25 protein-coding genes are annotated in these 26711 nt (G+C 39.9%); 6 read left to right on the top strand and 19 right to left on the bottom strand.

The window, feature by feature from the left end; genetic code table 11:
- Positions 1 to 5: 5 nt before the first annotated feature.
- From dapG to HB912_RS04205, 4 genes are all read right to left on the bottom strand, one after another.
- Positions 6 to 1217 carry an aspartate kinase gene (dapG, locus tag HB912_RS04220; RefSeq protein ID WP_185372358.1) on the bottom strand — a complete coding sequence of 404 codons (1212 nt, stop codon included), beginning with the start codon at positions 1215 to 1217 and terminating at the stop codon, positions 6 to 8.
- 14 nt (positions 1218 to 1231) lie between these two features.
- The gene (locus HB912_RS04215) at positions 1232 to 2275 is read right to left on the bottom strand and encodes an aspartate-semialdehyde dehydrogenase (protein ID WP_185372356.1); all 1044 of its coding nucleotides are present in this window, start codon (positions 2273 to 2275) and stop codon (positions 1232 to 1234) included.
- 143 nt (positions 2276 to 2418) lie between these two features.
- Positions 2419 to 4584, bottom strand: coding sequence for a penicillin-binding transpeptidase domain-containing protein (locus HB912_RS04210; RefSeq protein WP_185372354.1), 2166 nt, complete (start codon positions 4582 to 4584; stop codon positions 2419 to 2421).
- 160 nt (positions 4585 to 4744) lie between these two features.
- Positions 4745 to 5353, bottom strand: a complete 609-nt coding sequence (locus HB912_RS04205) for a superoxide dismutase (RefSeq protein ID WP_036073760.1) — start codon at positions 5351 to 5353, stop codon at positions 4745 to 4747.
- A 312-nt stretch (positions 5354 to 5665) separates the two neighbouring features.
- Here HB912_RS04205 and HB912_RS04200 point away from each other — a divergent pair, with 312 nt between their 5' ends.
- The 4 genes from HB912_RS04200 to HB912_RS04185 all read left to right on the top strand — a co-directional run bounded on the left by HB912_RS04200 (position 5666) and on the right by HB912_RS04185 (position 8827).
- Positions 5666 to 6454: a DUF1189 domain-containing protein gene (locus HB912_RS04200; protein ID WP_185372352.1), complete on the top strand. Its 789-nt coding sequence runs from the start codon at positions 5666 to 5668 to the stop codon at positions 6452 to 6454.
- Positions 6455 to 6599: 145 nt separating this feature from the next.
- The gene (gene ispG / locus HB912_RS04195) at positions 6600 to 7709 is read left to right on the top strand and encodes a flavodoxin-dependent (E)-4-hydroxy-3-methylbut-2-enyl-diphosphate synthase (RefSeq protein WP_185372350.1); all 1110 of its coding nucleotides are present in this window, start codon (positions 6600 to 6602) and stop codon (positions 7707 to 7709) included.
- A gap of 78 nt (positions 7710 to 7787) precedes the next feature.
- Positions 7788 to 8504, top strand: a complete 717-nt coding sequence (locus tag HB912_RS04190) for an AzlC family ABC transporter permease (protein WP_342354360.1) — start codon at positions 7788 to 7790, stop codon at positions 8502 to 8504.
- Positions 8501 to 8827, top strand: a complete 327-nt coding sequence (locus HB912_RS04185; protein WP_185372349.1) for an AzlD domain-containing protein — start codon at positions 8501 to 8503, stop codon at positions 8825 to 8827. Before HB912_RS04190 ends, HB912_RS04185 begins: the two co-directional genes overlap by 4 nt.
- Before the next feature lie 25 nt (positions 8828 to 8852).
- On the opposite strand, the gene HB912_RS04180 is transcribed toward HB912_RS04185, so the two are convergent.
- Genes HB912_RS04180 through HB912_RS04170 form a run of 3 tightly spaced genes read right to left on the bottom strand, consistent with a single transcriptional unit; the run spans position 8853 to position 10900 of the window.
- Positions 8853 to 9287 (bottom strand): Fur family transcriptional regulator, encoded by a 435-nt coding sequence (locus tag HB912_RS04180; RefSeq protein ID WP_036073694.1) that lies wholly within the window; start codon positions 9285 to 9287, stop codon positions 8853 to 8855.
- Positions 9268 to 10146 (bottom strand): iron chelate uptake ABC transporter family permease subunit, encoded by an 879-nt coding sequence (locus tag HB912_RS04175; protein WP_185372347.1) that lies wholly within the window; start codon positions 10144 to 10146, stop codon positions 9268 to 9270. The genes HB912_RS04180 and HB912_RS04175 overlap by 20 nt, the downstream gene beginning before the upstream one ends.
- Positions 10121 to 10900: a metal ABC transporter ATP-binding protein gene (locus HB912_RS04170; RefSeq protein WP_244964411.1), complete on the bottom strand. Its 780-nt coding sequence runs from the start codon at positions 10898 to 10900 to the stop codon at positions 10121 to 10123. The genes HB912_RS04175 and HB912_RS04170 overlap by 26 nt, the downstream gene beginning before the upstream one ends.
- A gap of 154 nt (positions 10901 to 11054) precedes the next feature.
- Between HB912_RS04170 and HB912_RS04165 the strand changes: the two genes are divergently transcribed.
- Positions 11055 to 11747, top strand: coding sequence for a hypothetical protein (locus HB912_RS04165; RefSeq protein WP_185372345.1), 693 nt, complete (start codon positions 11055 to 11057; stop codon positions 11745 to 11747).
- Between the two features lie 42 nt (positions 11748 to 11789).
- Here HB912_RS04165 and HB912_RS04160 read toward each other — a convergent pair whose 3' ends face one another.
- Genes HB912_RS04160 through HB912_RS04150 form a run of 3 tightly spaced genes read right to left on the bottom strand, consistent with a single transcriptional unit; the run spans position 11790 to position 14961 of the window.
- Positions 11790 to 12716 (bottom strand): manganese-dependent inorganic pyrophosphatase, encoded by a 927-nt coding sequence (locus tag HB912_RS04160; protein WP_185372343.1) that lies wholly within the window; start codon positions 12714 to 12716, stop codon positions 11790 to 11792.
- Between the two features lie 32 nt (positions 12717 to 12748).
- The gene (locus HB912_RS04155; RefSeq protein WP_185372341.1) at positions 12749 to 13642 is read right to left on the bottom strand and encodes a deoxyribonuclease IV; all 894 of its coding nucleotides are present in this window, start codon (positions 13640 to 13642) and stop codon (positions 12749 to 12751) included.
- A gap of 2 nt (positions 13643 to 13644) precedes the next feature.
- Positions 13645 to 14961, bottom strand: a complete 1317-nt coding sequence (locus tag HB912_RS04150) for a DEAD/DEAH box helicase (protein ID WP_185372339.1) — start codon at positions 14959 to 14961, stop codon at positions 13645 to 13647.
- Between the two features lie 149 nt (positions 14962 to 15110).
- Here HB912_RS04150 and HB912_RS04145 point away from each other — a divergent pair, with 149 nt between their 5' ends.
- Positions 15111 to 16109 (top strand): 4-hydroxy-3-methylbut-2-enyl diphosphate reductase, encoded by a 999-nt coding sequence (locus HB912_RS04145; protein WP_185372337.1) that lies wholly within the window; start codon positions 15111 to 15113, stop codon positions 16107 to 16109.
- Between the two features lie 50 nt (positions 16110 to 16159).
- On the opposite strand, the gene HB912_RS04140 is transcribed toward HB912_RS04145, so the two are convergent.
- The 9 genes from HB912_RS04140 to recO form a co-directional block, all read right to left on the bottom strand.
- Complete coding sequence (locus HB912_RS04140; RefSeq protein ID WP_185372335.1) at positions 16160 to 17281, bottom strand: Nif3-like dinuclear metal center hexameric protein; 1122 nt, start codon at positions 17279 to 17281, stop codon at positions 16160 to 16162.
- On the bottom strand, positions 17278 to 17979 hold the full coding sequence (locus tag HB912_RS04135; protein ID WP_185372333.1) for a tRNA (adenine(22)-N(1))-methyltransferase: 702 nt from the start codon (positions 17977 to 17979) through the stop codon (positions 17278 to 17280). The genes HB912_RS04140 and HB912_RS04135 overlap by 4 nt, the downstream gene beginning before the upstream one ends.
- 72 nt (positions 17980 to 18051) lie before the next feature.
- Positions 18052 to 19173: an RNA polymerase sigma factor RpoD gene (rpoD, locus tag HB912_RS04130; protein ID WP_036073707.1), complete on the bottom strand. Its 1122-nt coding sequence runs from the start codon at positions 19171 to 19173 to the stop codon at positions 18052 to 18054.
- Between the two features lie 92 nt (positions 19174 to 19265).
- Positions 19266 to 21146 carry a DNA primase gene (dnaG, locus tag HB912_RS04125; protein WP_185372330.1) on the bottom strand — a complete coding sequence of 627 codons (1881 nt, stop codon included), beginning with the start codon at positions 21144 to 21146 and terminating at the stop codon, positions 19266 to 19268.
- A complete protein-coding gene (locus HB912_RS04120; RefSeq protein ID WP_185372328.1) occupies positions 21143 to 21604 on the bottom strand; it encodes a YaiI/YqxD family protein in 462 nt (153 codons plus the stop codon). The genes dnaG and HB912_RS04120 overlap by 4 nt, the downstream gene beginning before the upstream one ends.
- A 184-nt stretch (positions 21605 to 21788) precedes the next feature.
- A complete protein-coding gene (locus HB912_RS04115; protein WP_036073711.1) occupies positions 21789 to 22613 on the bottom strand; it encodes a pyruvate, water dikinase regulatory protein in 825 nt (274 codons plus the stop codon).
- 69 nt (positions 22614 to 22682) lie between these two features.
- Positions 22683 to 24749: a glycine--tRNA ligase subunit beta gene (gene glyS / locus HB912_RS04110; RefSeq protein ID WP_185372326.1), complete on the bottom strand. Its 2067-nt coding sequence runs from the start codon at positions 24747 to 24749 to the stop codon at positions 22683 to 22685.
- Complete coding sequence (gene glyQ, locus HB912_RS04105; RefSeq protein WP_185372324.1) at positions 24742 to 25626, bottom strand: glycine--tRNA ligase subunit alpha; 885 nt, start codon at positions 25624 to 25626, stop codon at positions 24742 to 24744. Before glyQ ends, glyS begins: the two co-directional genes overlap by 8 nt.
- A gap of 286 nt (positions 25627 to 25912) precedes the next feature.
- Positions 25913 to 26680 (bottom strand): DNA repair protein RecO, encoded by a 768-nt coding sequence (gene recO, locus HB912_RS04100; protein ID WP_185372322.1) that lies wholly within the window; start codon positions 26678 to 26680, stop codon positions 25913 to 25915.
- Positions 26681 to 26711 lie beyond the last annotated feature (31 nt).

Below are 26711 nucleotides of genomic sequence, written 5' to 3'. Positions count from 1 at the left end.
GCATTTTAGTCTATTTCTAAACAAAAAGTATCATGCAAAGCATTGACTGCTTGAATTAAATCTTCTTCGCTAATCAGTACCCAAATTGTTGTATGACTATCGGCCGACTGCAAAATTTGAATCCCCTGTGCTGCTAATGCACTAACAATTTTGGCTGTGACACCTGGAACACCAGTAATACCTGCCCCAACAATTGAAACTTTTGCGCAGTGTTCTGTAACAAAAACCGAAAACCCTTGTTCTTCAAGAAGTGCAACCGTTTGTTTCATTTTTTCTTCTGGGACAGTAAAAGCAATATTTTTAGTTCCTATACTGATAAAATCGAGGCTAATTCCATGTTCTGCTAAAAGGTTGAAAGCTTCTTGTTGCTTATCAGTCGATTCCACTCGTACATTTATCTGGGTTAAATTAGTCACATGAGCAATCCCTGTAACGAGGCGTTCTTTGATGTCAAAATGACTTTCTTCATTTGAAAGCGACGTAACGAGCGTCCCTTCCCCGTCTAAATAAGTAGAACGAATCCGCATCGGGATTTTTGCTGTCATCGCAATTTCAACAGCACGCGGATGAATGACTTTCGCCCCTTGGTAAGCCATGTTACTGACCTCCGCATAACTGACACGAGGAAGACTACGCGCATGTTCAACAATACGCGGATCAGCTGTCATCATTCCATCTACATCGGTAAAAATATCCACGAAATCCGCTTGAAGCGCGACACCAAGAGCGGCTGCCGAAGTATCACTTCCCCCGCGACCAAGTGTTGTTATATCTCCCTGTTCATCCACACCCTGAAAACCTGCTACAACGACAACATCTACTTGATCAAAAGCAGCATGAATTCGCTTCGGGTCCACTTCGAGAATTTTTGCATTTAAGTGTTCACTTGTTGTAAAAATTCCTGCTTGACCACCAGAAAAGCCAATAGCATTTATACCCGCTTTTTTCAGCATATTGGTAAATACCGCGCAAGAAATCGTCTCTCCAACAGAAAGAAGCATATCTTCTTCACGACTAGAAAGTTGCGTCTCCTTAGATCCGATTAATTCAAGCAGTGTGTCAGTCGCGTAAGGATCCCCAAGTCGACCAATAGCTGAAACAACAACCACTACTTTATAACCAGATTCTGTCGCACGCTTAATGTGGCGAAAAGCCATTTTTCGTGTTTCTTCACTTTGGACGGAAGTTCCGCCAAATTTTTGCACGATCAAATTCATTTTTAAGAACCCCTCTAAATAATTTCTAATTTCACAAGACTTTCAGCAATTTGAATGGAATTCCAGGCAGCACCTTTTAGCAGATTATCCGATACAATCCACATATGGAAACCTTTAGATTCATCAAGATCGCGTCTTACACGGCCGACAAATACCTCTTTTTTATTTTCAGAAAGAGCAGCTTGCGGATAAACTTGATTTGCAGGATCATCTTCTAAAACAATTCCAGGTGCATTTTTTAAAACTTCTTGAATGGCTTTAGCTGAAACATCGGCTTCTTCCACTTCAATATAGACAGATTCTGAATGTCCTGTTACAACTGGAATACGTACACAGGTTGCAGCCACTTTCATCGCATCGTCTTCCATGATTTTCCGTGTTTCATTGATCATTTTCATCTCTTCGTATGTATAATCATTATCTGTGAATACATCGATTTGAGGAAGTGCGTTAAAAGCGATTTGATAGTGTTTCTTATCGCCTTTTACAGGTAAGTACTCAGGCGTGAATTCTTCTCCATCTAAAATCGCGCGTGATTGATCTTTTAGTTCCCGAATCGCTGAAATACCAGAACCTGAAACCGCTTGATAAGTGGAAACAATGATTCGGTTTAACCCGAATTTTTCACGGATAGGTTCAAGTGCGGCAACCATTTGAATCGTTGAACAGTTCGGATTCGCAATAATGCCCGCGTGTCTTTTAAGCGCTTCTTCATTTACTTCTGGCACAACGAGCGGAACATCTGAATCCATTCGAAAAGCACTTGTATTATCAATTACAATCGCCCCTCTTTCCACTGCTTCTTTCGCAAGAGCTTTAGAAACCGCTCCTCCTGCACTGAAAAGCGCAATATCTACACCCAAGAAACTTTCAGGTTTAGCTTCTTCAATTGTGATTTCTTTCCCGCGAAAAGTTTTTTTCTTGCCCGCTGAACGAGCTGACGAAAGAAAAGAAACTTTTTCGATTTCAAATGAAGTAACTTGTTCTAGCAATTCGATCATTTGTGTTCCAACTGCTCCCGTTGCCCCAACAACCGCCACATGATAGTTTTTTGCCATGATCTATTTCCTCCTCCTCTTCAGAAAAAGTGATTCGTTCACTTTAAACTCTTTTTATCATATCATAAAACCTCTTGTTTCGCAGTTCTTTTAGCGCATCATTATAGAAAAAAGAATCCTGTCCATGATGGACAAGATTCTTTTTACTTCTCAGTTTGTTTCGACTGCGCTTCACGTGCTTGAGAAACATTATTAACCGGTTGATCCACATGTGAAGTTTCTTTCTTTTGTTCCGCACGTTGTTTTTTGAGTTCAAAATATTTATCAAACACTTCTTTTGCAATGCTCATATTAATTTTCGAATCACTGTATCCATCGCGATATTCCCAAGGTACAACAACAGCAATCGAAATTTCAGGTTTTTTAACAGGTGCATAACCAACAAAAGTCGTATTCCAAACATCAGCCATGTTATTTCCTTCTTTTGGTCCATCATAGAACGCTTGGGCAGTACCTGTTTTCCCAGCTACATCGTAATCAGAAGAAGTAAAAACTGTACGAGCCGTTCCGCTAGAACCATGTGTAACTGCATAAAAGCCCTTTTGCACTGTATCAATATCAGATTCTGACACACCTAATCGGTTCATAACTTTTGGCTGTGTGCTCGTCGCAAGTGACCCTACCGTATCCCCGCTTGTACTTGGATTGCGAATTTCTTTTAACATCGTCGGAGCAATTCGCGATCCACCATTTGCAATAACAGATGAATACTGTGCAAGTTGAAGTGGCGTATAAGAATCATATTGTCCGATAGCAAAGTCGAGAATTTTACCAACCGTATCGTCAGAACCTTTATATCCAATTTGTTCTCCAGGTAAATCAATCCCCGTTTGGACACCCAGCCCAAATTGATTATAGTAATAACGCATCTTATCAAAAGTAGATAACGGTGCCCGAAGCGGTCCATCATAGACATATTTTGCTCCAGCCATTTTCATGGAAACTTGGTACATATACGAGTTTGATGAAATTTCAAGAGCTCCTACTGGACTCAGTGTACGCGTACCTTCTCCATTTCGGTTAAACCAAGAACTTTTCGCTTTTGTTCCCTTAAATTTAATCGGTTTATCTGTAAAATAAGTATTCTTTGTTATTGCATCGCTCATAATACCACCAAGGACGGTTGCCCCTTTGACGGCAGAACCCATATTATAAGCTGTTGTAAAACTACCTAGTGAATAATCTTCAAATGACCCATCACTATTTAGCTTTTGCCCAGCAAGAGAAAGAACTTCGCCACTATATGGATCCATCGCAACCACAAAAGCACGATCTAATAAGTCAGAACCACTAGATGCCTTCCCTTTTTTGATATTATTTCGAAGAATTTCTTCTACAGCCCGCTGAAAGTCCACATCTACAGATAAAACAAGATCTTTACCTTTGGAACCTTCATTTTTCTGTACAGTTTCAATGATATTTCCTTGCGCATCCATCACACTTTCAGACTGGGATTTTTGCCCGGCTAAAATGCTTTGATACTCAGATTCAAGATAGCTTTTCCCGACGCGGTCATTTCGACTATACCCTTGAGATAAATAATACTCAGCTTTTTCTTTTGGTAGACCTTCCTTGGCAGAAGAAACCGAGCCAAGAATAGAACGAAGTGTTTCATCATATGTGTAAAAACGATTCCAGTCTGTTGTTGTATCGACACCAGGTAATTTTTCTAAATTCTCACTTACACGAGCAATTTCTTCATCCGTAACATCTTTACCTTTGACGATCGATTCTGTCATTGCATAGCCACTAGTCATTTTTTTATATATTGTAGCGATTCGTTTATCATCGACTGATAAATCAGCTAAATCTTTTTTGGTTACATCTTCCACTTGTTTCTTGTACATCGCAGAAGAATCCAAGTTCTGCTCTTTTGCAGAGAGACGTTTAAGTGACTCTTTTTCATGCGTCAAAATCCAGTAATCTTGCAAGTCCCGTTCTGTTAACTTTTCAGGTTCTACTTTAATCATTTTATCGAGCTTTTTAGCAACCTGTAAAATTTCAGATGTTTTCGTTTTCTCACTGCGTGTGTATGTGATCGTTTTTACAGCAGTATTTCCCACTAAGAGGTTATAATTTCGATCGAAAATAACGCCACGAGGTACGTTTTTTGAAACCGTAACATTATCTGTTTCTTCGAGTTGCCGCTTATACGTATCACCTTGAACAATTTGAACAATTCCAAGTCGCAAAATTAAAACAGAAAACAAAATGAAGATAACAAAAAATAAAATATTGAGACGGAGTGGAATCACGGCACGTTTTTTCTTTTTGATTGGATCTTTCTTTTTTCTAAAATTCAGTTTCACGTATCACAAACCCTCTCTTTGTTTAATGCCTCTTCCTATTGTATCTGAAAACCATCAACTTTTCCACTTTATCCAAATAAGAATTTCATTAAAAAAAGTAAAAGAAAACCACAAGAGAGGAGTTTCATCCTCTCTTGTGGTTTTCTAAAAGTTTTATGGATTATTTAGCAGCTTCAAAACGACGCGCTACTTCATCCCAGTTTACAACATTCCAGAACGTATCAATGTATTCTGGACGACGATTTTGGAATTTCAAGTAGTAAGCATGTTCCCAAACGTCAAGACCAAGAACTGGTGTATAACCTTCAGTAAGTGGAGAATCTTGATTTGGTAAGCTGATGATTTCTAGTTTGCCATCTTTCAAAACAAGCCAAGCCCAGCCTGATCCAAATCGAGCTGCTGCTGCAGCCGCAAATTTTTCTTTAAATGCATCAAAACTTCCGAAAGTGCTGTCAATCGCTTCTTTCAAAGCGCCAGCAGGTTCTCCGCCGCCATTTGGGCTTAAGATCGTCCAGAATAAGCTGTGGTTTGCATGACCCCCACCATTATTACGAACCGCTGTACGGATGCTTTCAGGAACGCTGTTTAAATCAGCTACAAGATCTTCTACTGATTTACTTGCTAGTTCTGGATAATCTTTCACCGCATCATTTAATTTTGTTACATAAGTATTGTGATGTTTCGTATAATGGATTTCCATTGTTTCCTTGTCAAAATTTGGTTCAAGCGCATCATACGTATAAGGTAGTTTTGGTAATTCGTATGCCACTGTCAATTCCTCCTCGAAAATAAATTTGATTGTCGCAAGCGAAACTAAGACTGTATCTATTGGCTCAGTACATACATCCATAGTACCAACCATGAACATATAAAAAAGTCTTTTCTAGTCCCATCGTTTACATCTTTTAGCCTAACACGATTATACAGCTGTTGCAATATTTCTGCTTCTAGCAATTTCTCTTTGCTTTTAATCAAAATTCAAGCTATCATTAAAAACAGACAAGGTGGAGATTCGCTATGCGTTATTCTCTTCCCTCTTCAAAAATTTTCAAACAAATATTGTGAGGTGCTGACTACGAAAATGAATATCTTTAAGCGTTTTTGGAGAAGTATTTATTCCCCGAAAGATATTGCAACCTTCCGAAAAGATAAAATAAGCAAGAGCATAACTTATCTTATCGTGCTTGGTTTTCTTGCCTTTTTACCACTCGCTTACTACACGACGACAACGACACAAAATGTGCTTAAGCTGAGCAAAGAATCCTTGCAAAATCAAATCCCAGATTTCAATGTGCAAGACGGGAAATTAGTAACGAAAGATCAAACAGCAGACAATCTTCCAATTTCAATTGATGAAGGAAGCTTACATATTTATTATGATGCAAGCGGAACTCTTGATAAAGATGATGTAGATAATAAAATTGGCTCTTATGAAAGTGCTTTTGCCTTTTTATCAAATGGTGTCTACATCACTGCTAGCGGTTTTTCTCAGTCTTTTAGCTATAAAACGCTTGGAATCTCCGACAAAGATGATCTTTTAGAGATGTATGCTTCCGTTACAGATGTGACTAAATATGTGATTCCTTTAATTCTGCTTGTTTTATTTATTATTATGCTTGGAATGATGTTCTTCCGCGTTGCCATATATGGCCTATTTGGCTACATCTTGACTGGATTTGGCCGAGGCGGCGTGAGCTACCGAGAAAACTGGATGATCGCAACTTATGGCATCACGCTCGCAACAGTCTTCAGCATGGTTATGGAATGGTTACAAATTCAAGTGCCATTTGGAATGGAAATCAATATGGCTGTTAGCTTGATTGTTATTTTCCTTGCGATTCGAACGATTCCACAAAATAAGCCTGAATAAAATTTGAAGATGTCTCTACTAAAATAGAGGCATCTTCTTTTCTTAGAAAAATTTAATCTAAGAGTTAGTGCTTTCCCTTAAAAAAAGTGATATGATACTAAGGAAAACAAATTCTGAATAGTGAATGTAAAAGGAGAGAATTTCCTTGAACGAGAGAACCTTAAGAACTGAAACTCGTCCAGTTAAAGTTGGTAACTTAACGATTGGCGGGAGCAATGAATTATTTATTCAAAGTATGGCAACAACGAAAACGCATGATGTCGAAGCTACGGTCGCTGAGATTTTGCGACTGGAAGAAGCAGGTTGTCAAATTGTTCGTGTGGCTTGTCCAGATGAACGCGCGGCAAATGCCTTAAGTGATATAAAGAAACGAATCCACATTCCGCTTGTGGCAGATATTCATTTTGATTACCGGCTTGCTCTAAAAGCCATTGATGCTGGTGTGGACAAAATCAGGATTAATCCTGGAAACATCGGCCGTCGTGAACGTGTAGAAAAAGTTGTGACTGCGGCTAAAGCAAAAGGAATTCCCATTCGTATTGGGGTTAACGCTGGAAGCCTTGAAAAGAAAATCATTCAAAAATATGGCTATCCGACTGCTGATGGTATGGTAGAAAGTGCACTCCATCATATCAAAATTTTGGAAGACTTGGATTTCCATAATATTATCGTTTCACTTAAAGCTTCTGATGTTAACTTAGCTATCGAAGCCTATGATAAAGCAAGTCGAGCATTTAATTACCCACTTCATCTTGGCATAACAGAATCAGGAACACAATTTGCTGGTGGAATTAAAAGCGCTGCAGGTCTTGGAGCAATTTTAAGCCGCGGGATTGGGAATACCCTCCGTGTTTCGCTTAGTGCTGATCCTGTTGAAGAAGTAAAAGTGGCACGGGAACTACTAAAATCATTTGGCTTATCTTCCAATGCAGCAACGCTAATCTCTTGTCCCACTTGCGGTCGAATTGAAATTGATTTGATCAGCATTGCAAATGAAGTAGAAGAATACATTTCAAGCATTAAGGCGCCAATTAAAGTAGCCGTACTGGGATGTGCTGTAAACGGTCCCGGAGAAGCTCGTGAAGCAGATATTGGTATTGCTGGAGCTCGCGGAGAAGGTTTGCTTTTCCGGCACGGAAAGATCGTTCGAAAAGTCCCTGAGGAAATTATGGTTGACGAACTTAAGAAGGAAATTGATATTTTAGCTGAAGAATATTTTGCTAAAAAGGCTGCTGAAGAACAAGCAGCTAATTAAATTCACTGTAGCCAAAACGAAACAGATCGCAGCCGCGATCTGTTTTTTCTTGCCAATTTATGGTACGATTAGCAAAAAATAAAAAAGGAGAATGAAATAATGGATCAACAGCAAAACTTTCTCGCCGGAGTAAAGGCCTGCCTGCCGACCGTTCTTGGCTATGCTGGCATTGGTATCGCGGCTGGAGTTGTCGGAAAAGCCTCACAACTTTCTATTCTTGAAGTCACACTACTTGCCGCACTCGTTTATGCTGGTGCTGCCCAGTTCATTATTTGTGGCATGCTCGTTCTCCATACTCCCATTTCTGCCATTGTCTTGACCGCTTTTCTAATTAATTCGCGTCACTTTTTGATGAGCATGGCGACAGCACCGAGTTTCAAAAAAGATTCCTTGTTACATAACCTGGGCATCGGAGCACTTTTAACGGATGAATCTTTTGCTGTCGCGATGAATAAAATAAGTCGAAGTGATCAAATATCTGCTTCCTGGATGCACGGTTTAAATTTAACGGCCTATCTTACCTGGATTTTAGCTTGCTTCGTTGGTGCAGTTCTTGGTGCTTTTTTACCAAACCCAGAAAGTTTTGGTCTAGATTTCGCTTTAACTGCTATGTTTATTGGCCTGCTCTACTTGCAGCTGATAAGCGACAAATCCAAAAAGATACGCCATGCACTACTAGTCATGGCGAGTGTCGCTCTTCTCGTCGTCTTATTTATGCGCTATTTAAGCCCCGAACTGGCTGTATTACTTGCCACCCTCATCGGGTGCTTGATTGGAGTGGTGACTGAAAAATGACGATTCATGAATATACACTTTTAGCGATTCTTGGCTCTGCCCTTGTCACACTCATTCCACGTGTCTTACCATTTCTTTTAGTCAGGAAAGTGGAACTGCCAGAGTTCTTACTACGTTACTTGTCCTATGTTCCGCTTGCCATTTTGACGGCCCTCTTTGTACAAAGCTTATTACAAAAAGAAGCCGGACAATTCCCAAGCGTCAAATTGTTGCCATTTCTTGCTTCCCTGCCAACAATTTTAACGGCTATTTTGACCAAAAGTTTGATCGCGATTGTCATTGTTGGCATTATTTCAATGGCTGTTCTTCGACTTATTCTATAAAAAAACAGCGTAAGGCAGACTCGCTTTACGCTGTTTTTTCTTTAGCTAAACAATCCGGGCATTTCCCGTAAATCTCAAATTTGTGCCCATCAATTTCATAATCAGGCAGTGCGTCCGTTAGAAAATCCATCGGACACAACATAATTTCTTTCGTCTTCCCGCAGCTTAAACAAATAAAATGATGATGGTGATGATCATGAGAACAAGCTAAACGGAAATTTCGCTCCCCTGAAAGCTCTGTTTCTTCAAAAATGCCAAGTTCAACAAAAAGTGCCAAGTTGCGATAAATCGTATCAAAACTAATTCCTGGAAAATCATCTTTCATATTTTCCTGAACTTCTTTTGCTGTTAAATACCGATTTTTCCGTACAAACAACTCAATCAAGAATTCGCGCTTGTCGGTATGCTTGTATCCGGAATTTTTCATTTTATCCAAAGCTTCATTCACTGATAATGCCATTTTCCTCACCTCGTTTAGAAAGTATCCACTTGATTCGGATTTTTTGATAAATCATCGTCAGGATCAAAATTAAAACCGAAAGAATAACAATTGTTCCGCCTGGCGCTAAATTCAGATAATAAGCACTGATTAAACCGCCTAAAACTGCAATTTCGCCAAAAATAACCGCAATAATGATCGTTTGTTTAAAGCCACGAGCAATTCGAATAGCTGCTGCAACGGGCAATGTCATTAGCGAAGAAACCAGTAAAATGCCAACGATTCGCATTGAACTAGCAATAACAAGTGCCACTAAAACCATAAAAATCATATCAAATACTTTAGCGCGAATGCCGGATACCTTTGCATATTCTTCATCAAAAGAAAGTAAAAACAATTCTTTATAGAGCAGTAAAATGACGACGAAAACGAAAATCGCAATCCCTGCAATCGTCCACATATCCGAACGGCTGACGGCACTAACACTTCCAAATAAGTAGCTAAACAAATCCGTGTTAAAACCATTTGCCATAGAAATGAAAATGACTGAAAATCCCATTCCCGCAGACATAATGATCGGAATCGCTAGCTCTTCAAAGTGACGATAGACTGACCGGAGTTTTTCCATTAAAAGGGATCCACCAGTTGCAAAACCGAAGCCTAAATAAAGCGGATTAAGCCCTGCAAACGGCCCGTATGTCTTACTTAAAAACAAACTGACGGCAATTCCAGCAAGGCTGACATGGCTTAAAGCATCGGCCATGAGCGAAAGCCTTCGAACAACGATAAAACTGCCAAGTAGCGGTGCAACTACCCCGATAACAAGCCCAACAATAAACGTATTCCGGATAAAATCATACTGAAAGAGAGTGGCAATCACAATGCGTCCCCTCCTGTTCCGTATAATTATTTCCGGTCACTTCCATTTCTAGGTCCTCAAGATAAAGCCCATAATCACGTGCCGACCCGTCGAACAAAACTTTTTGATTCAAGCTCACAACATGATCTACATACTGGCTTACTGCTAAAAGATCATGTGTCACTAGAAGGAGCGTCATCCCTTCTTCGAGATTGAGCTTCCTAAGTAGCTCATAAAAAGACTGAACATTCCGCGCATCCACACCTACAGTAGGTTCATCTAAAATAAGTAGTTCAGGTTTACTCACAAGGGAACGTGCGATAAAAACTCGTTGCTGCTGCCCTCCTGAAAGCTCCCCGATATTACGATTCAAAAACGCCGTCATCGAAACCTTCTCAAGTGCTTCGTAAATCTCACGTTGATCTTGTTTATTTAACAATGAAAATAGCCCTTTTTTCTTAGTTAATCCGCTAGCTACAACTTCTTTCACAGTTGCAGGAAATGCGGAGTTAAAAGAATTGGCTTTTTGTGAAACAAAACCGACTTTTTCCCGCTCTTTGAACTCACTACTATCTTCTCCAAAAAGCGAAATCGTCCCCTTCTGGATTTTGAGTAAACCCAGAATTAATTTCAATAAAGTAGACTTTCCGGAACCATTTGGTCCAATCAGCCCTGTGAAACTTCCCTTTTCAATATCCATCGAAATTCCTTCTAAAACCTCTTCTCGGTCATAATGAAAAGATAAGTTTGAAACCTGCAGTACCGCTTCTTTCAATTTGTTCCACTCCTTTAATGCCTTGCTCGCATTTTACATTATAGCGGACTTTTGGTAAAATGTAAATCGAAATCATTTCGATTAAGAGGAAATGTGATTAAACTTTCTTAATTGAGGGAATAACCTTGACAGGAAGGAGAGGAAGACTTTACATATGCAAATCATTTGGATGTTTTTAACTTATTTGGCAATGCTTGCCTTCCATCTTGTTGCAGAATGGCTACCTCTTAATGGAATGACAGCAAATGCAGTAAATAAGGAATATCAAGCTTCACTCTTACCAGCTGATTTCGGATTTATCATCTGGGGCGTGATTTGCCTAGCTTTATTTATCAGCATGATAAGCGTCGCAAGTGGAAAAACTCAAGTCAGTCCAAGATGGGTGCCCACCTTTATCACTAGTAATTTTTTAAGTATTTTCTTCACGATTAGTTGGCACTACAATTGGATTTTTCTTTCAGTTATCCTTTTGTTTCTTTGGCTTATAGCGATTTATCGTTTATATCAAGAATTAGATTGGCGAAAAAAATGGGTTCGTTTCCCAATTTCTCTTTATTTAGGAGGACTTTCCGTTTCCTTATTGATCGTTTTTGATATTTACTTAGCGAAAATTCATGCCGAAATGGGAAATGCTTTCCCTATTCTTCTTTTACTAATTGGATTTTTAGCTGCTTTTACATTGCGTTACCGGGAACAAAATTTAGCCTATCCACTTGCTGTTATTTGGCTTTACGTGAGTATCTTTTTCGGACAACTAAGAGAAAATACTGGAATCGCTTATGTCGCAGTCCTTTTAGCTATCCTATTAGTTTGCACATATTTTTTCAGACGACCAAAGGTAAAATAAAAAGAAAAGGCCCGCAGAAACTTCCTGCAAAGCCTTTTCTTTTTATTTGGTAAAAATTTCAGTAAGAACAGGAACGACTTGTTTTTTTCGAGAAACAACGCCAAGAAGCGGTGCTTTATGATCAACAAGCGTGACGTCATAAGCTTGTTCGACAGCTTGTGTTTTTTCACCATAAGCAATGCCGACAGAATCATTTGTTAAGATATTTGTTACAACAAAAAGATAAAGATCGAGACCTTTGTCTGCGATGGTTTTTGTAATAACTGGCTCTACTTCTTCCATGCGTGAAAGCACATCATTTTCGTCTACCACATTGATTTGAGCGATCTCTACTTTTGCTCCGCCCATTTCGAATTCTTTAGCGTCAAGTAAAAGTTCAGCTACTGTTTTAGTGCTAACATCCGCTCCAGCACGAAGCATAGCCATACCATACTCTTCAAGGTTAAGCCCCGCAATAACAGCCAGTTCATCGGCCGCTTTTTTGTCTTCTTCCGTACATGTCGGCGATTTAAACAGCAAAGTATCGGAAATAATTGCCGAAACCATTAGTTGTGCCGTGACTTTCGGAATAGCGATTCCTTTTTCATGGAATAATTTTGTAAGAATGGTTGCTGTACAGCCAACTGGTTCTGCTCTATAGTAAAGCGGATCAGCTGTTTCAAAATTTGCAATCCGGTGATGATCAACAACGCTATGTACCGTTACATTCGCAATGTCATCTGCACTTTGTTGAGCTTCATTGTGGTCAACGAGGCAAACCGTGCTCACTTCATTCGAAACCGTTTCTACAAGCCGAGGAGCTGCTACAGAAGCTTCAGCTAATACAAAAGCTGTTTCTGAGTTTACTTCGCCGAGCCGAACAGCTTCAACTTCTTTACCTTCTGCTTTTTTAAGTTCACTGAATGCAATTGCTGAACAAATCGCATCAGTATCCGGGTTTTTATGCCCAAAAACTAACATTTTTTCCATATTTCCTCTCTCCTTTAACCTCTACTAGTTTATCATTGCGCAAGAATTTTCGAAAGTAGTTCGGGATCAAAAGTACCATCCCGCAACATCGCAATTTCAAATTTATAAGGCGGCTTCTTATTTTTCTTGTCTTCACCTACATATGGAGTTTCCAAAATCTTAGGCCGATCCATCAACTGCGGATGGTGTACGACATAGTGAAGTGCATCAAAACCAATATGACCAAAGCCAATATTGGCATGACGATCTTTATGTGCTGCGCGTTCATTTTTACTATCATTGATATGAAGTACTTTTAAGCGATCCAGCCCAATGATTTTATCAAATTCATTAAGGACACCATCAAAATCATTGACAATATCATATCCAGCATCATGTACATGACAAGTATCAAACGTAACCGATAAAAGTTCGTTATTCGTGACGCCTTCAATAATTTGCGCTAACTCCTCAAAAGTCCTGCCTATTTCAGTTCCTTTACCTGCCATTGTTTCAAGAGCAATTTGGACATCATGCTTTGGATCAAGTGCTTCATTTAAACCTTTAATGATTTGTTTAATCCCCGCATCAGCCCCTTCTCCAACATGCGCTCCGGGATGAAGCACAATTTGTTTGGCTGAAAGCGCAGCTGTTCGCTCAATTTCTTGCTGTAAAAAATTCACGCCCAGTTCGTAAGTTTCTGGTTTAACAGTATTCCCAATGTTGATAATATAAGGAGCGTGCACGACAATATCGTCCATATTGTTTTCTTTCATATGGGCAAGTCCTGCATCAATATTTAGTTCATCAATCGGTTTACGCCGCGTATTTTGCGGCGCTCCCGTATATATCATGAAAGTGTTGGCTTCATAAGAAAGCGCCTCTTCACTTGCCCCGAGTAACATTTTCTTACCGCTCATGGATACATGCGAACCAATTCTCAACATAATTATTTTTTCCCCCGATTCTTTTTCCGATTTTCGCGCCGTTTAATCTCTGCCATTTTATAATTGATTTTCTTTTTATAACCTGGCTTACGCTTTTGTTGTGCTTTTTTCCGCATTCCAATTTCACGTGGATCAGCGGACTCCCGTTTTGCTTCACGTTTCGCACGTTTATTTCGGTCAAAGGTTTCAACAAATTCTCCTTGTTTTAGTTCCATGTGTTTAAATGTGATACCACGCTTTTCAAGTTGATTAAGTTGATCCTCATCCCGAGATTCAAAAATAGTAAGGGCAATCCCACTATGTCCAGCTCTTCCAGTTCGACCAGTCCGATGAATATAAAAATCATTATCTTCTGGAAGCTCAAAGTTAATGACATGGCTAATACCTTGTACATCAATTCCGCGTGCCACTAAATCTGTTGCCACGATATACTGAAAATCCATATTTTCAATTTGTTTCATTGCTCGTTTACGTTCACGAGGTGGCACATCCCCATGTACTTTTGCTACTTTAAGTCCTTCACCCACAAGATACTCGTGAATTTGATCTGCCGTTTGCTTCGTGTTCGCAAATACAATCGCAAGAAACGGCTGGAAAGTTAAAAGAGACTCCTTTAGCAACTCAAGCTTGTTCCGACTTTTAAGTGGAAGCAGCCAGTGTTCAATGGTTTGCGCAGAAACCGCTTCTGGCGCGATATGCTCAAAGCGAGGATTCTCCATGTATTTTTTCAAAAAAGGTTTTAACTTTTCAGGTATAGTCGCTGAAAAAACTAACATTTGCAAATTAGGAGGCATTTTCCCAGCAATTTGGTCGACATCATTTAAAAAGCCCATATCAAGTGTCATATCTGCTTCATCAATCACAAGAATTTCAGCAGTATAAACAAAAAGTGCTTTTTCACGAATCATATCATTAATCCGTCCTGGAGTTCCAACAATAATTTGGGGTTGGTTTTTAAGCTTTTCGATTGTACGCTGCTTATCCGTCCCCCCAATTAAAAGTTGCGCCGAAATTTCATCTGGACTATGTTTCGTGATTTTTTTGATTTCATGATAAATTTGACTTGCAAGCTCACGACTAGGTGCTGTGATAACTGCAAAAACACCTTCTCTTTTTGGATCAAGTTTTTCTAAAATCGGTAGCAAAAAAGTGTGTGTTTTTCCTGTTCCTGTTTTAGATTGCCCGATAATGCTTTCTCCACGCAAAACTCCTGGAATCAGCTTTTGTTGGACAGGGGTTGGCTCATAAAACCCAAGCGAGTTAATCGCTGTATTGATAAAAGGCTTAAAACCAAACTGGTCGAACCTTGTTTTTTTCATAAATTCACTTCACTCCGTTTCAGTTTCTTGTGCCATTATACCACTCCCAGGCGTTTCCTGCGACAAAAAACGAGAAAATCTAGCCAAAAAGTCATTTCTCTTATATAATGAAAATTGTAAACTGCCTACTTAGGAGGAAAAGAACACGGATGGAGATTATTAAAATCAGCCCGCGTGGCTATTGTTATGGCGTTGTTGATGCAATGGTGATTGCTAAAAACGCTTCGCTTGATCCAAATTTACCAAGACCCATTCATATTTTAGGAATGATTGTTCATAATAAACACGTAACCGATGCGTTTGAAGAAATCGGAATTCATACCCTTGATGGGGAAAACCGAGAGGAAATTCTTGAACAAATTGATACTGGCACCGTCATTTTTACGGCGCATGGTATTTCACCACGGGTTAAAGAACTTGCAAAAGAAAAAGGGCTTGTAACGATTGATGCTACTTGTCCAGATGTCATGCGGACTTATGATTTAATTTTAGAAAAAAAAGCAGCTGGCTTTCAAATTATTTATATCGGAAAAAAAGGACATCCTGAGCCTGAAGGAGCATACGGGACCGCACCAGATGTTGTCCATCTCGTTGAAACAACGGCAGACATTGATGCCTTGCAATTTTCAGAACAAGATAAAATTTTTGTCACCAATCAAACGACAATGAGTCAATGGGATGTACTTGATTTGATGGATTACATTCATGAGCGCTATCCGCAAGCGGAGAATCATAAAGAAATTTGCATGGCTACACAAGTCCGCCAAGAAGCGGTTGCTGAACAAGCAAAAGGCGCTGATTTAACAATCGTAGTTGGCGATCCACGGAGTAATAATACGAACCGATTAGCACAAGTATCAGAAGAAAAGGCTGGTGTTAAGGCATACCGCGTGGCAGATGTCACAGAAATCGAACTAGACTGGCTGAAAAATGCTCAGAAAGTGGCCATCACGGCTGGCGCGAGTACACCAACGCAAGTAATCCGTGAAGTTCTCATTTTTCTCGATCAATTTGATCCTGCCGATAAAAGCACTTGGGAAAAACATCATGAACTCAGTGCCGATTCCATTTTACCACGAGCTAAAAAGAAAAATATGGAAGAAAAACGACGTGCTCGCCTTGAACATTTAAAAAATGGCGGCCGTTAATACCCAAAAAGGCGCTTTCCTGCTAACTAGGAAAGCGCCTTTTCATTTGTTTATAAAAAAGTAAACGGATCTGTATTTTTCTCAGACACAACAAGTTCAACTTCGATACCTTGGTCCTTAGAACGTTCTTCAAATTCAGCCTTCAAATAACTTTTCATAACTTTTTCAATGTTATGCCCGGCATCGATAGTTGGTAGCCCGATCGCAAGCAAGTCATGACCAGTGTGATAATAAATGTCCCCTGTGATTAGTACATCTGCACCGCTTCGTTTCGCGTCGTGAATGAATTTATTTCCATCTCCACCAAGCACCGCCACTTTTTTCACTTTTGTTTCCGGATCCCCAATTAGTCGGAGATGTTCGATTGATAAAACGCCCTTCACAATGTCAACAAAGACTTCAAGCGGTATCTCTTTTGCGAGAGTGCCAACTCGTCCAAGTCCCTCTACATGTTTCAGTCCTTCAAGTGGATATAAATCAATAGCCGGTTCCTCATATGGATGAGCCACCTTTACTGCCTTAACAACTTGGCTCGCCAAATCTTCCGTGATAATCGCTTCAAGCCGAACTTCGTCGACATGTGCGAGCTCGCCTTTCTTGCCTATTGTTGGGCTTGCTTTTTCACTGGGTTTGAATTTCCCTGTTCCCATCACTTCAAAGCTACACGACTCATACTCTGTCCCGATTTGACCAGCTCCGTTATTCATCAAAACTTGACGAACTGTTTCACACGATTCTTTTGGCACAAAAACAACGACTTTCAAGTATTTCTCAACATGCGTCGGTACAATAACCTCTGTCTCTTTTAATTCGAGCAAATTGGCTAATATATCATTAACGCCACCTTTTGCAATATCTAAATTCGTATGGGCTGCATAAACAATAATGTCATGTTTGATTAGTTTGCGAATCATCCGTCCTTGTGCAGTTTCCATATCAATTTTATGTACAGGACGGAATAAGAATGGGTGATGCGCGATGATCATATCCACTCCTTGCTCAATAGCTTCTTCCACAACGTCTTCAAGCACATCTAACGTAAACATAATCTTGCGTACTTTTTTTGAAAGATCGCCTAGCTGTAAGCCAGTAGGGTCACTTTCCATCGCCAATTTTCTTGGGGCAATTTTTTCAAGCATCGCTACAAATTCATGACCATTTGCCGTTTTCATTTCAACACATCCTCTACTCGTTTTATTTGAGCGTGAAGTTCCGCAAGTTTCGCTTCATTTTCCAAAGTCTTTCCTTGCTTTTCAATGTTTTCCGTGATTTTCTTCCAAGTGTCTCGTTCATGTTGCCATTTAGTACGGAATATCGCATTTTTTTCTTTTAATAACATGGGGCCAAAAAACAATTCATCTTCCGAATAATCCACAGGCTCATTCGAACGCTCTAATACTAAAATTTCATAGATTTTATGATCTTCTTCAATTATCTCTTCTGCTGTAATCTGAAATTGCTCACGCGCACCCCACTCGCGTATCCTCTTTGCAGCAATGTTCGGCTGCAAAATTAATCGCTTAACACGGGCAAGCTTCCTTTTGCCGTTTTCTAAAATATTGGCAATAAGCGGTCCGCCCATTCCCGCAATCACAACCGTATCCACTTCGTCAGACAGCTCTAGCACTTCAAGCCCGTCTCCTTTTCTAACAGAAATTTGGGCAAGAAGTCCGGTTTTTTCTACTTGATCTTGCGCAGATCGAAATGGACCATCCGCGATTTCACCTGCAATAGCAAAACTCGCAAAACCTTTAAGAACAGCATAACAAGGTAGATAAGCATGGTCACTGCCAATATCCGCAATTCGACTTTGGGGTTCAATAAAATGCGCTACTTTTTCCAAGCGTTTCGACAATTTTTGTTCGTTCATATAGTCACCTCAAGCATCTTTATCTTTAGCAAACGCCACATCCGAATCCAGAATGTGGCGTGGCTTAAGTTTTTACTCTAAAAAGTCTTTCAATTGTTTACTTCTGCTTGGATGACGGAGCTTCCGAAGCGCTTTAGCTTCAATTTGTCGAATCCGCTCACGAGTAACTCCAAACACACGTCCAACTTCTTCTAAAGTACGTGTTCTGCCATCGTCTAAGCCAAAGCGGAGACGCAGAACATTTTCCTCGCGATCAGTAAGCGTATCTAGTACGTCTTCAAGTTGTTCTTTGAGTAATTCATAAGCCGCATGGTCAGAAGGAGAAGTTGCTTCCTGATCTTCAATAAAGTCTCCCAAGTGAGAATCGTCCTCTTCTCCAATCGGTGTTTCAAGTGAAACCGGCTCTTGAGCAATCTTAAGAATTTCACGTACTTTTTCAGTAGGCAAATCCATTTCTTCTCCAATTTCTTCCGGTGATGGATCACGACCAAGATCTTGTAAAAGCGAACGCTGTACCCGAATCAGTTTGTTAATGGTTTCAACCATGTGAACGGGGATCCGGATAGTACGAGCTTGGTCTGCAATAGCTCTTGTAATCGCTTGACGAATCCACCACGTTGCATAGGTACTGAATTTAAAGCCTTTATTAAAGTCGAACTTTTCAACAGCTTTCATAAGACCCATGTTTCCTTCTTGAATCAAGTCAAGAAACAGCATTCCACGTCCCACATAACGTTTGGCGATACTCACAACTAGACGTAAGTTAGCTTCTGCAAGACGTCCCTTTGCTTCAATATCACCTTTTTCAATCCGTTTGGCAAGGGCAATTTCCTCATCGGCAGAAAGCAAATCAACTCGCCCAATTTCCTTCAAATACATTCTGACAGGGTCATTGATCTTCACGCCAGGTGGCACACTCATATCCGTCAAATCAAATTCTTCATTTTCTTCTTTTACGAGTTCTTTCTCGTCTGGATCCGCATCATCGTCGTCATCAGCCACTTCAATCCCAACTTGTGTTAGATGCTCCAAAAATTCATCCATTTGATCAGAATCAAGCGTAAAAGGAGCTAATTTGGCAGCAATATTACTGTAGGTTAAGATCCCTACTTTTTTGCCCTCTCCAATTAGGGCTTCTTTAACTTGTTCTACTGTTTCAGTACTTTGTTTTACATTTTCTTGTTTTTCACTCATACTGCTGCTTCCTCCTCTCAAAATACTGCCCGCTCGCGGATACTCATTTATCCATACCATTATTCGGCAGTTTTAAAACGTTTCACACTATTTTAAAGTTCGTAATCTCCTTTTGCTAACTTCTGACGTAAGGAAATAAATTCCATAAGAGCTTGTTTCGCACCCTCCTGATCCCCTAGACGATCTTTTTCACTAGCTTCTGCTTCTTTTTGCTTAATACGGTCTAATAAAATTTGTTTTTTTAAGCTATTAATATAATCCAAGTATTCATCAGTGGTTGCTTCTTCCGGGGTTTCAAGCATAACAAGTTCAGAAACTAAATTTTTCAGTGCTGGATCCGTCAAATAATCCATAAATCGATTGGGATCCGCCCCATTCCCATCTAAATAATATGCCATTAAATGCGTATATAAAGCTTGAAACTCATCGTGTTGGAACGCGAGCCCATCCAAAAGCTGATGGATTGCAGAAAAAGCCTCTTCACTCCCAATCATCGCTTTCATCAATAGATATTCAGAAGCATGGTAAGCTTGAAGTGTTTGTCTAACTGGCTGAGCACTTACTAAGCCACCATAAAAATCATCAGGAGGCGGCGCTAGGTCGAGCAAAAAATCGTCTTCAGCAGAAACCCTTTTAGAGGAACCTTTTTGCTCCACAATTTTTTGCTGAAGTTGCTCTTTTAAAGCCGGAATCGAGATCTCAAATTCGTCAGCTAGTTGCTTCAAATAAAGTTCACGCTCAACCGCTTGGCTTAATTTCCCAATTTCAGTCAGCGCTTCATCCATATATTGCAATCGTTCTGAATCATTTTGCAAGTTTCGCTTTTTCCGCAAATAAAAGAGCTTATAAGCAGTCCAAGTCATTCGCTCATGCAAATAGACTTCCAAAAAACGTTCAGCCCCGTATTCCTTAATAAATTCATCGGGGTCTTTCCCGCCAGGAAGCGCTAAAACAAAAATCTCCATCCGACTTTTTTCTTCTAATAAAAGTCCAGCTTTATAGGCTGCCTCAATTCCAGCTCGGTCGCCATCATAACTAATAACCGCTCGATTAGTAATCCGGCGAACAAGTCCGATATGCTCTTCCGTTAAACTTGTTCCCATCGAAGCAATTCCGTTTACAAGACCGGCATCAGCTGCAGAAATGACATCCATAAATCCTTCAAGAAGTAGCACTTCTTCTCGCTTTCTGATTTCTGTTCGGCCTTCTGAAAAATGATAAAGTAGTCGCCTTTTATTAAACAATGGTGTTTCCGGCGTATTTAAATATTTGGGGCCATTTTCTTGATCGATCAATCGACCCGAAAAACCAACGAGTTGCCCACGATCATCCGTGATTGGAAACATGATGCGACTCCGAAAACGGTCCACAATCGAGCCGTCTTCACGCTCAGTCAAAAGTCCTGCTTGGACCGCCAGTTCTAAATCTGCTCCTCGCTTTTCTAAAAACGAAGACACCGTTGCATGGTGATTTGGTGCAAATCCGATTTGAAATTCTGTCATGCTCGCTTCAGTCATGCCACGTTCTTTTAAATATTGTAATGCCTTATAACCTTCTTCTGTTTCCATTAATAGATAGTGATATAGCTTAGCGGTAAGCTGATTCAGTTCAATCATTTTTTGCGCTTCGCTTGTCACACGTGGTCCATTTTCTTCTGATTCTGAAAGACTTTCCGGTAGGACTACATCCACATGGGTAAGGTCAGCTGTTTTTTTTACAGATTCTACAAATGAAAGATGATCATGTTCCATTAAAAACGAAAAGACATTTCCGCCTTTTCCACAACCAAAACAATGAAAAATCTGCTTTTCAGGAGATACTGAAAACGAAGGTGTCTTCTCGCCATGAAATGGACATAAGCCAATATAATTTCGCCCTTGTTTCTTGAGCTTGACGTAATTACCTATAACATCAACAATATCCGCTTGATTCCGAATCTGCTCAATCGTTTCCTCAGGAATTCTTTGAGTCATTGATCGTCAACTCCTAGGAATTTTAATTTCGTTAAAAACTGTTCAAGATTTTGCTTAAAAATTTGCCGATCTTTCTCTGTCATCGCTTTTGGACCTTTTCCGTACTCGCCTCTTCTTCTTGCCTTCGCGCGAGATTCCCGCTGTTCAAGGAGTAGTGTCATCATCTCATCTTGATAAATTTCCCCTCGATTTGAAAATACGGTGCATTTTGAAAGTAGCATGCTCGCAAGTCCGATATCCTGTGTAATGATGATATCTCCCTTCTCCGATAAATTCACTATCCGGAGATCTGCTGCTTCTTTTTCAGTATCGACATATATCCAGTGTTCATCTACACGGTTTGTACCAAAATGATTATAAGAAGCTACATAAATAACTTCTAAATGAAACATTTGAGCAAGCGATTTTATTTCTTCTTTAACTGGACAAGCATCCGCATCGACAATAATCTTAGGCAAAAACTTCCCTCCTTTTGCTTGCTATAAACAAATCAAAAAACGAGCCAAAAACCCGTTTTTTATCTCTACACATTACATGCGGAAAAGAATCCGCAAAAATGAATTATACGAGATTCGTGCACTTTTTTCAAGCGTGTAAATCCCGCATAATATATATATTCGCCATAAAATCAAAAAATCCTTCTTAAAGTTCTAAATTTTCATCAGCAATTTCACCAATATGCATCAAAATATCATTCGCAGTCTCTTCAATCGCTTTATTCGTCACATCAAGCACAAAACAGCCTAATTTATCTGTTAAAATTTTAAAGAATTTCAACTCTTCAGTGATTCTGTCATCGCTTGAGTACATGCCCGCACCGTTCAATCCCATCGAAATTAATCGTTTAGAACGAATTTGGTTTAACTTAGTACGACTAATTTTTAATCCAATAATTTTTTTCGGGTCAATTTCAAAGAGTTCTTCTGGAATTTCAGCTTCTGGAACGATTGGAATATTACAGATCTTAAGACCTTTAAGCGCTAAATACTGTGATAAGGGCGTCTTTGAAGTTCGTGAAACTCCAATTAAAACATAGTCCGCTTGAAGAATCCCCCGCGGGTTCCTGCCATCATCATTTTCAACTGCAAATTCAATCGCAGCCACTTTGTTAAAGTACGCCTCATCAAGCGAACGCACACGTCCCGGCTCCGAAAGCGGCTTGATTTTATACGTTTTCTCAAGTTGACCGAGTAGTGGGCCAAAAATATCAATAATCGGAACACCATAAGTTTCGGCTTGTTTATTTAATTCAGTTCGGACTTCTTCGAGTACCACCGTGTGTACAATAATGCCATGATTCACAGCAACAAGATCAACAATTTCTTCAATTAAATCTTTTGAATTAATATGGTGAAAGCGATGAATAAATTTTGGAGTTTGTCCAAACTGCGAAAGTGCTGCTCTTGTGACCAGTTCTGCGGTTTCACCCGTTGAATCAGAAACGACATAAACTGCTGGTTGGGTCATTTTTTACGCTCCTTTTTATTTAAAAGCAGGAACTTTTTCAAGATAAAGTTCCTGCTTTCTGCTCTTCCTCTATTTTACATGAATAGCATCCATTTCCGCAAATTCTTTGATAAATTCAGCTAGTTCGAATAAAACTTCTAAACGGTTATCGCGACGCTCTTTGTCCTCACTCATAACAAGTGTTGTATCGAAATATTGATCAATCGCTCCCCGCATTTCACGGAAGCGCTCAAGGCGTTCTTTACTCGTTAAGCTTGCAAAATCACGTTTCATTGAAATCAATTCGTCAAACAGCTGTTTCTCTGCTTCGTTTTCAAACAGTTGGTCGTTAATTTCGATATTTTCTTCGTGTTTCTTCGCAAGATTAGCTACTCGAGATAAAGCTTCGATGGTTGGTCTAAACCAGTCTTTTTGAGCACTATCATTTAAAAGCTTTGCCCGTTCCATAATATCAGGTACAAAGTTTGCATCTTCACTAGTGACCGCATCAATAATATCAAGACGAACTTTTTGATCCTGTAAAAGGACGCGCAACCGATTTTTCAAGAAAGTTTGTACTTCTACATAAATTTCTTCGTCAGAAAGCGTAGCAATACCCGCATTTCTTTCGATAGTTACAATTTCTTTTAGCAATTCTGCAAGTGGCAAATTCCAGCCTGTATTCAAAAGAATTCGCATTACACCAAAAGCACTGCGTCGCAAGCTAAAGGGATCTTGTGAACCAGTTGGAATCATTCCCACACAGAAGAAGCTCACAAGGGTTTCCAGTTTGTCTGCTATCGCAAGCAAGCTTCCTAATTCCGTTTCTGGAAGTGGACCTTCTGCAGAAGTAGGCATATAATGCTCTCGAATCGCTGTTGCAACCTCAGGCTTTTCTCCTTGGATGCGTGCATATTTTTCTCCCATGATTCCTTGAAGTTCAGGAAATTCTCCAACGACATTTGTCACTAAGTCAAACTTATAAATTTCAGAGACACGCAAAACGTCTTTTTTATCTGAGTCACTCCATGAAAGGAAATCTGCAAGTAATAAAGCAACTTGCTCTACACGTTTCATTTTTTCAGAAAGCGAGCCTAATTTTTCGTGAAAAACAATGTGTGAAAGCTTCGCTACTGCATCCTCAATCTTCATTTTCAGATCTTCTTTATAGAAAAATTCTCCATCAGAAAGGCGAGCACGAAGTACTTTTTCATTTCCGCGAACCACCGTTTCAAAATGCTCATGATTTCCATTTCGAACCGTAATAAAATGTGGTAAAAGTTGTCCTTCCTTATTGAACACCGGGAAATAACGTTGATGCTCTTTCATCGAAGTAATCAAAATTTCTTCAGGAAGATCTAAATAACTTTCTTCAAATCCGCCTTCAAGAACGGTAGGATATTCCACAAGATTGTTGACTTCCTCAAGCAATTCTTCATCTTTTGAAACAATCCAGCCCTTTTCAGCACAAACTTCTTCAATTTGTCCCCAAATAGCCGCTTTTCGTTTGAATGAATCGGCTACGACAAACTCTTCAAGCAACTTCATTTCATAGTCTTTCGGTTCCAGAATCACGGTTTCATGTCCAAGAAAACGATGCCCACGGCTCATATTTCCTGTTTCTACTCCTGCAACTTCAAAAGGAACCACTTCCTCACCAAATAAAGCCACGAGCCATTTAATAGGCCGAATATAACGCATTTCATTTGCTCCCCAGTGCATGCTAACGGGGAAAGTCATATCTGTAATGATTTTTTTGAGTTCCGGTAAAAGTGTTTTCGTCTCAATTCCCGTTACCTTTTTCTCTATATAGATGTATTCCACACCTTTTATTTCACGAAAAGTAAGTTCATCTGGTGCCACTCCTTGTCCCCGAGCAAAACCTTGCGCCGCTTTTGACCAGCTGCCGTCTTCATCAAATGCAATTTTTTTTGCCGGCCCTTTTGCCTCTTCCACGCGGTCAGCTTGCTTATCAGAAACGTCTTTTACAAGTACTGCAAGTCTTCTCGGAGACTGGAAACTCATCACTTCCCCGTGTTCAATTTTTTGCTCTTCAAACCACTCGGTAGCTCTATTTTCAAGTTGCTTCGCAGAATCTGAAATATATTTTGCGGGCATTTCTTCTAAACCAATTTCTAATAAAAAATCCTTACTCATGCGTTTTCTCCTCCTTTATTAAGGGGAATCCCAGCTTCTCTCGTTCCTCATAAAAAGTTTTCGCAATTCGTCTAGCAAGTCGACGGATTCGACCAATATACTGAGCTCTTTCTGTTACAGAAACAACCCCTCTTGCATCAAGCAAATTAAAAGTATGTGAACATTTTAAAACATAATCATAAGCCGGGAATACAAGTCCCTCTTCCATTTGGTTACTTGCTTCTTGTTCATACGTATCAAACAATTGAAGTAGCATTTCCGTATTCGATGTTTCAAACGCATATTTCGAGTTTTCATATTCTGCTTGATAAAAAATATCTCGATACGTAATCCCCTCAGTCCACTCAAGGTCAAAAACATTTTCCTTGTCTTGAATATAGCTCGCAAGCCGCTCAACGCCGTAAGTGATTTCAGACGTCACAGGAAAACACTCAAGCCCTCCTACTTGCTGGAAATAAGTAAATTGGGTGATTTCCATTCCATCTAGCCAAACCTCCCAGCCGAGCCCTGCACAGCCAAGTGATGGGTTTTCCCAGTTATCTTCCACAAAACGAATATCGTGTTTCAACGGATCGATCCCTATTTTTTCTAGTGAGCCCAAGTATAGTTCCTGAATGTTGTCCGGTGAAGGTTTCATCACGACTTGGAACTGGTGATGCTGAAACAGCCGATTTGGGTTTTCGCCATATCTGCCATCTGCCGGGCGACGTGAAGGCTCCACATAAGCGGCCTTCCACGGTTCAGGTCCAATCGCTTTTAAAAATGTATAGGGGCTCATCGTTCCGGCACCTTTTTCAACATCATAAGATTGCAACATGATGCAGCCTTGCTCCGACCAGTAATCTTGCAACGTTCGAATCATTGTTTGTAAATTCATTTTCCCACCTCCGAATAAATATCCAAAGCACATAAAAACTCTCGCCTCTATATGCCTGTTTTGCATATAGGGACGAGAGATACTCGCGGTTCCACCCTATTTGAATCTTCACAACGAGAAGATTCCACCTTCTTTAATCATGCTCCGAAATGCCCTTCAAAACCAGTTGATCATCGGCTCTCACTATCCCGATTTCGCTAATAGACCAGCGCTCGTTTCTACTCCTTTTCATCTTTGCATGTATTATTCTTCTTATCCTTAAAGATAAAGGATAAGAAGCTTTTTGTCAATCCTCATCCTTTTTCTCAAGTATGCCACTCCATTTTGACATATCTCGTAAAAATTTCTTACTTTTCAAGTACAGGCCAGATTTTTCATCATAATACGTATCAATAGCTTTTTCAAGCCAAGCTTTCGTTTCCGGCTTCACGTGAATTTCACCTAATCGATCAATCCGAAACATATAAAAAAGGCGCAACAATTTCACTACATTTTCGGGTAAATGCATCCGGTAAGGATCTCTTTCGAAGCATCGATGACATACAAGTCCGTCACTTGCACTAGAAAAGTCAAAATGTCCTTCCGTTTCACCACAAATAGCGCACCGGTCCATAACCGGATAAAGGCCAAGTAAATTCAGCATCTTCATTTCAAAAATTTGAGTTAAAATTTGAGCATCATAACCTTCATCAATATCACGCAAAATCGCATAAGCAAGTTCAAACAGATATTCATTTTTTTGTCTTTCTTCCGTTGCCTTATCAAGTAATTCACAGACAAACGAAGCGTAAGCTGTTAAAAAAATATCTTGTTGGATGCTTGAAAAGTTATGAATCACATCGCCTTGTTGGAGCGTTACAAGCCCTCGTCCACCAAAAAAAGAGAACATTCCTGTTGTAAACGGTTGGGTAACGGCTGCTAAGCGACTTTTTCCTTTTTTAGCTCCACGAGCCACCATACCGATTTTGCCAAATTCTCGTGTAAAGACAACAACAATTTTATCTGACTCTCGGTAACTCGTTTGCCTTAAAACGATTCCCTCCGCTTTTTCCACATCGCAGTCCTCCCTTTATTCCACTTTATTA

This window comes from Listeria aquatica, from assembly GCF_014223975.1.
GTDB classification, from domain to species: domain Bacteria; phylum Bacillota; class Bacilli; order Lactobacillales; family Listeriaceae; genus Listeria; species Listeria aquatica.
This window is presented reverse-complemented; position numbering and strand designations above follow the sequence as displayed.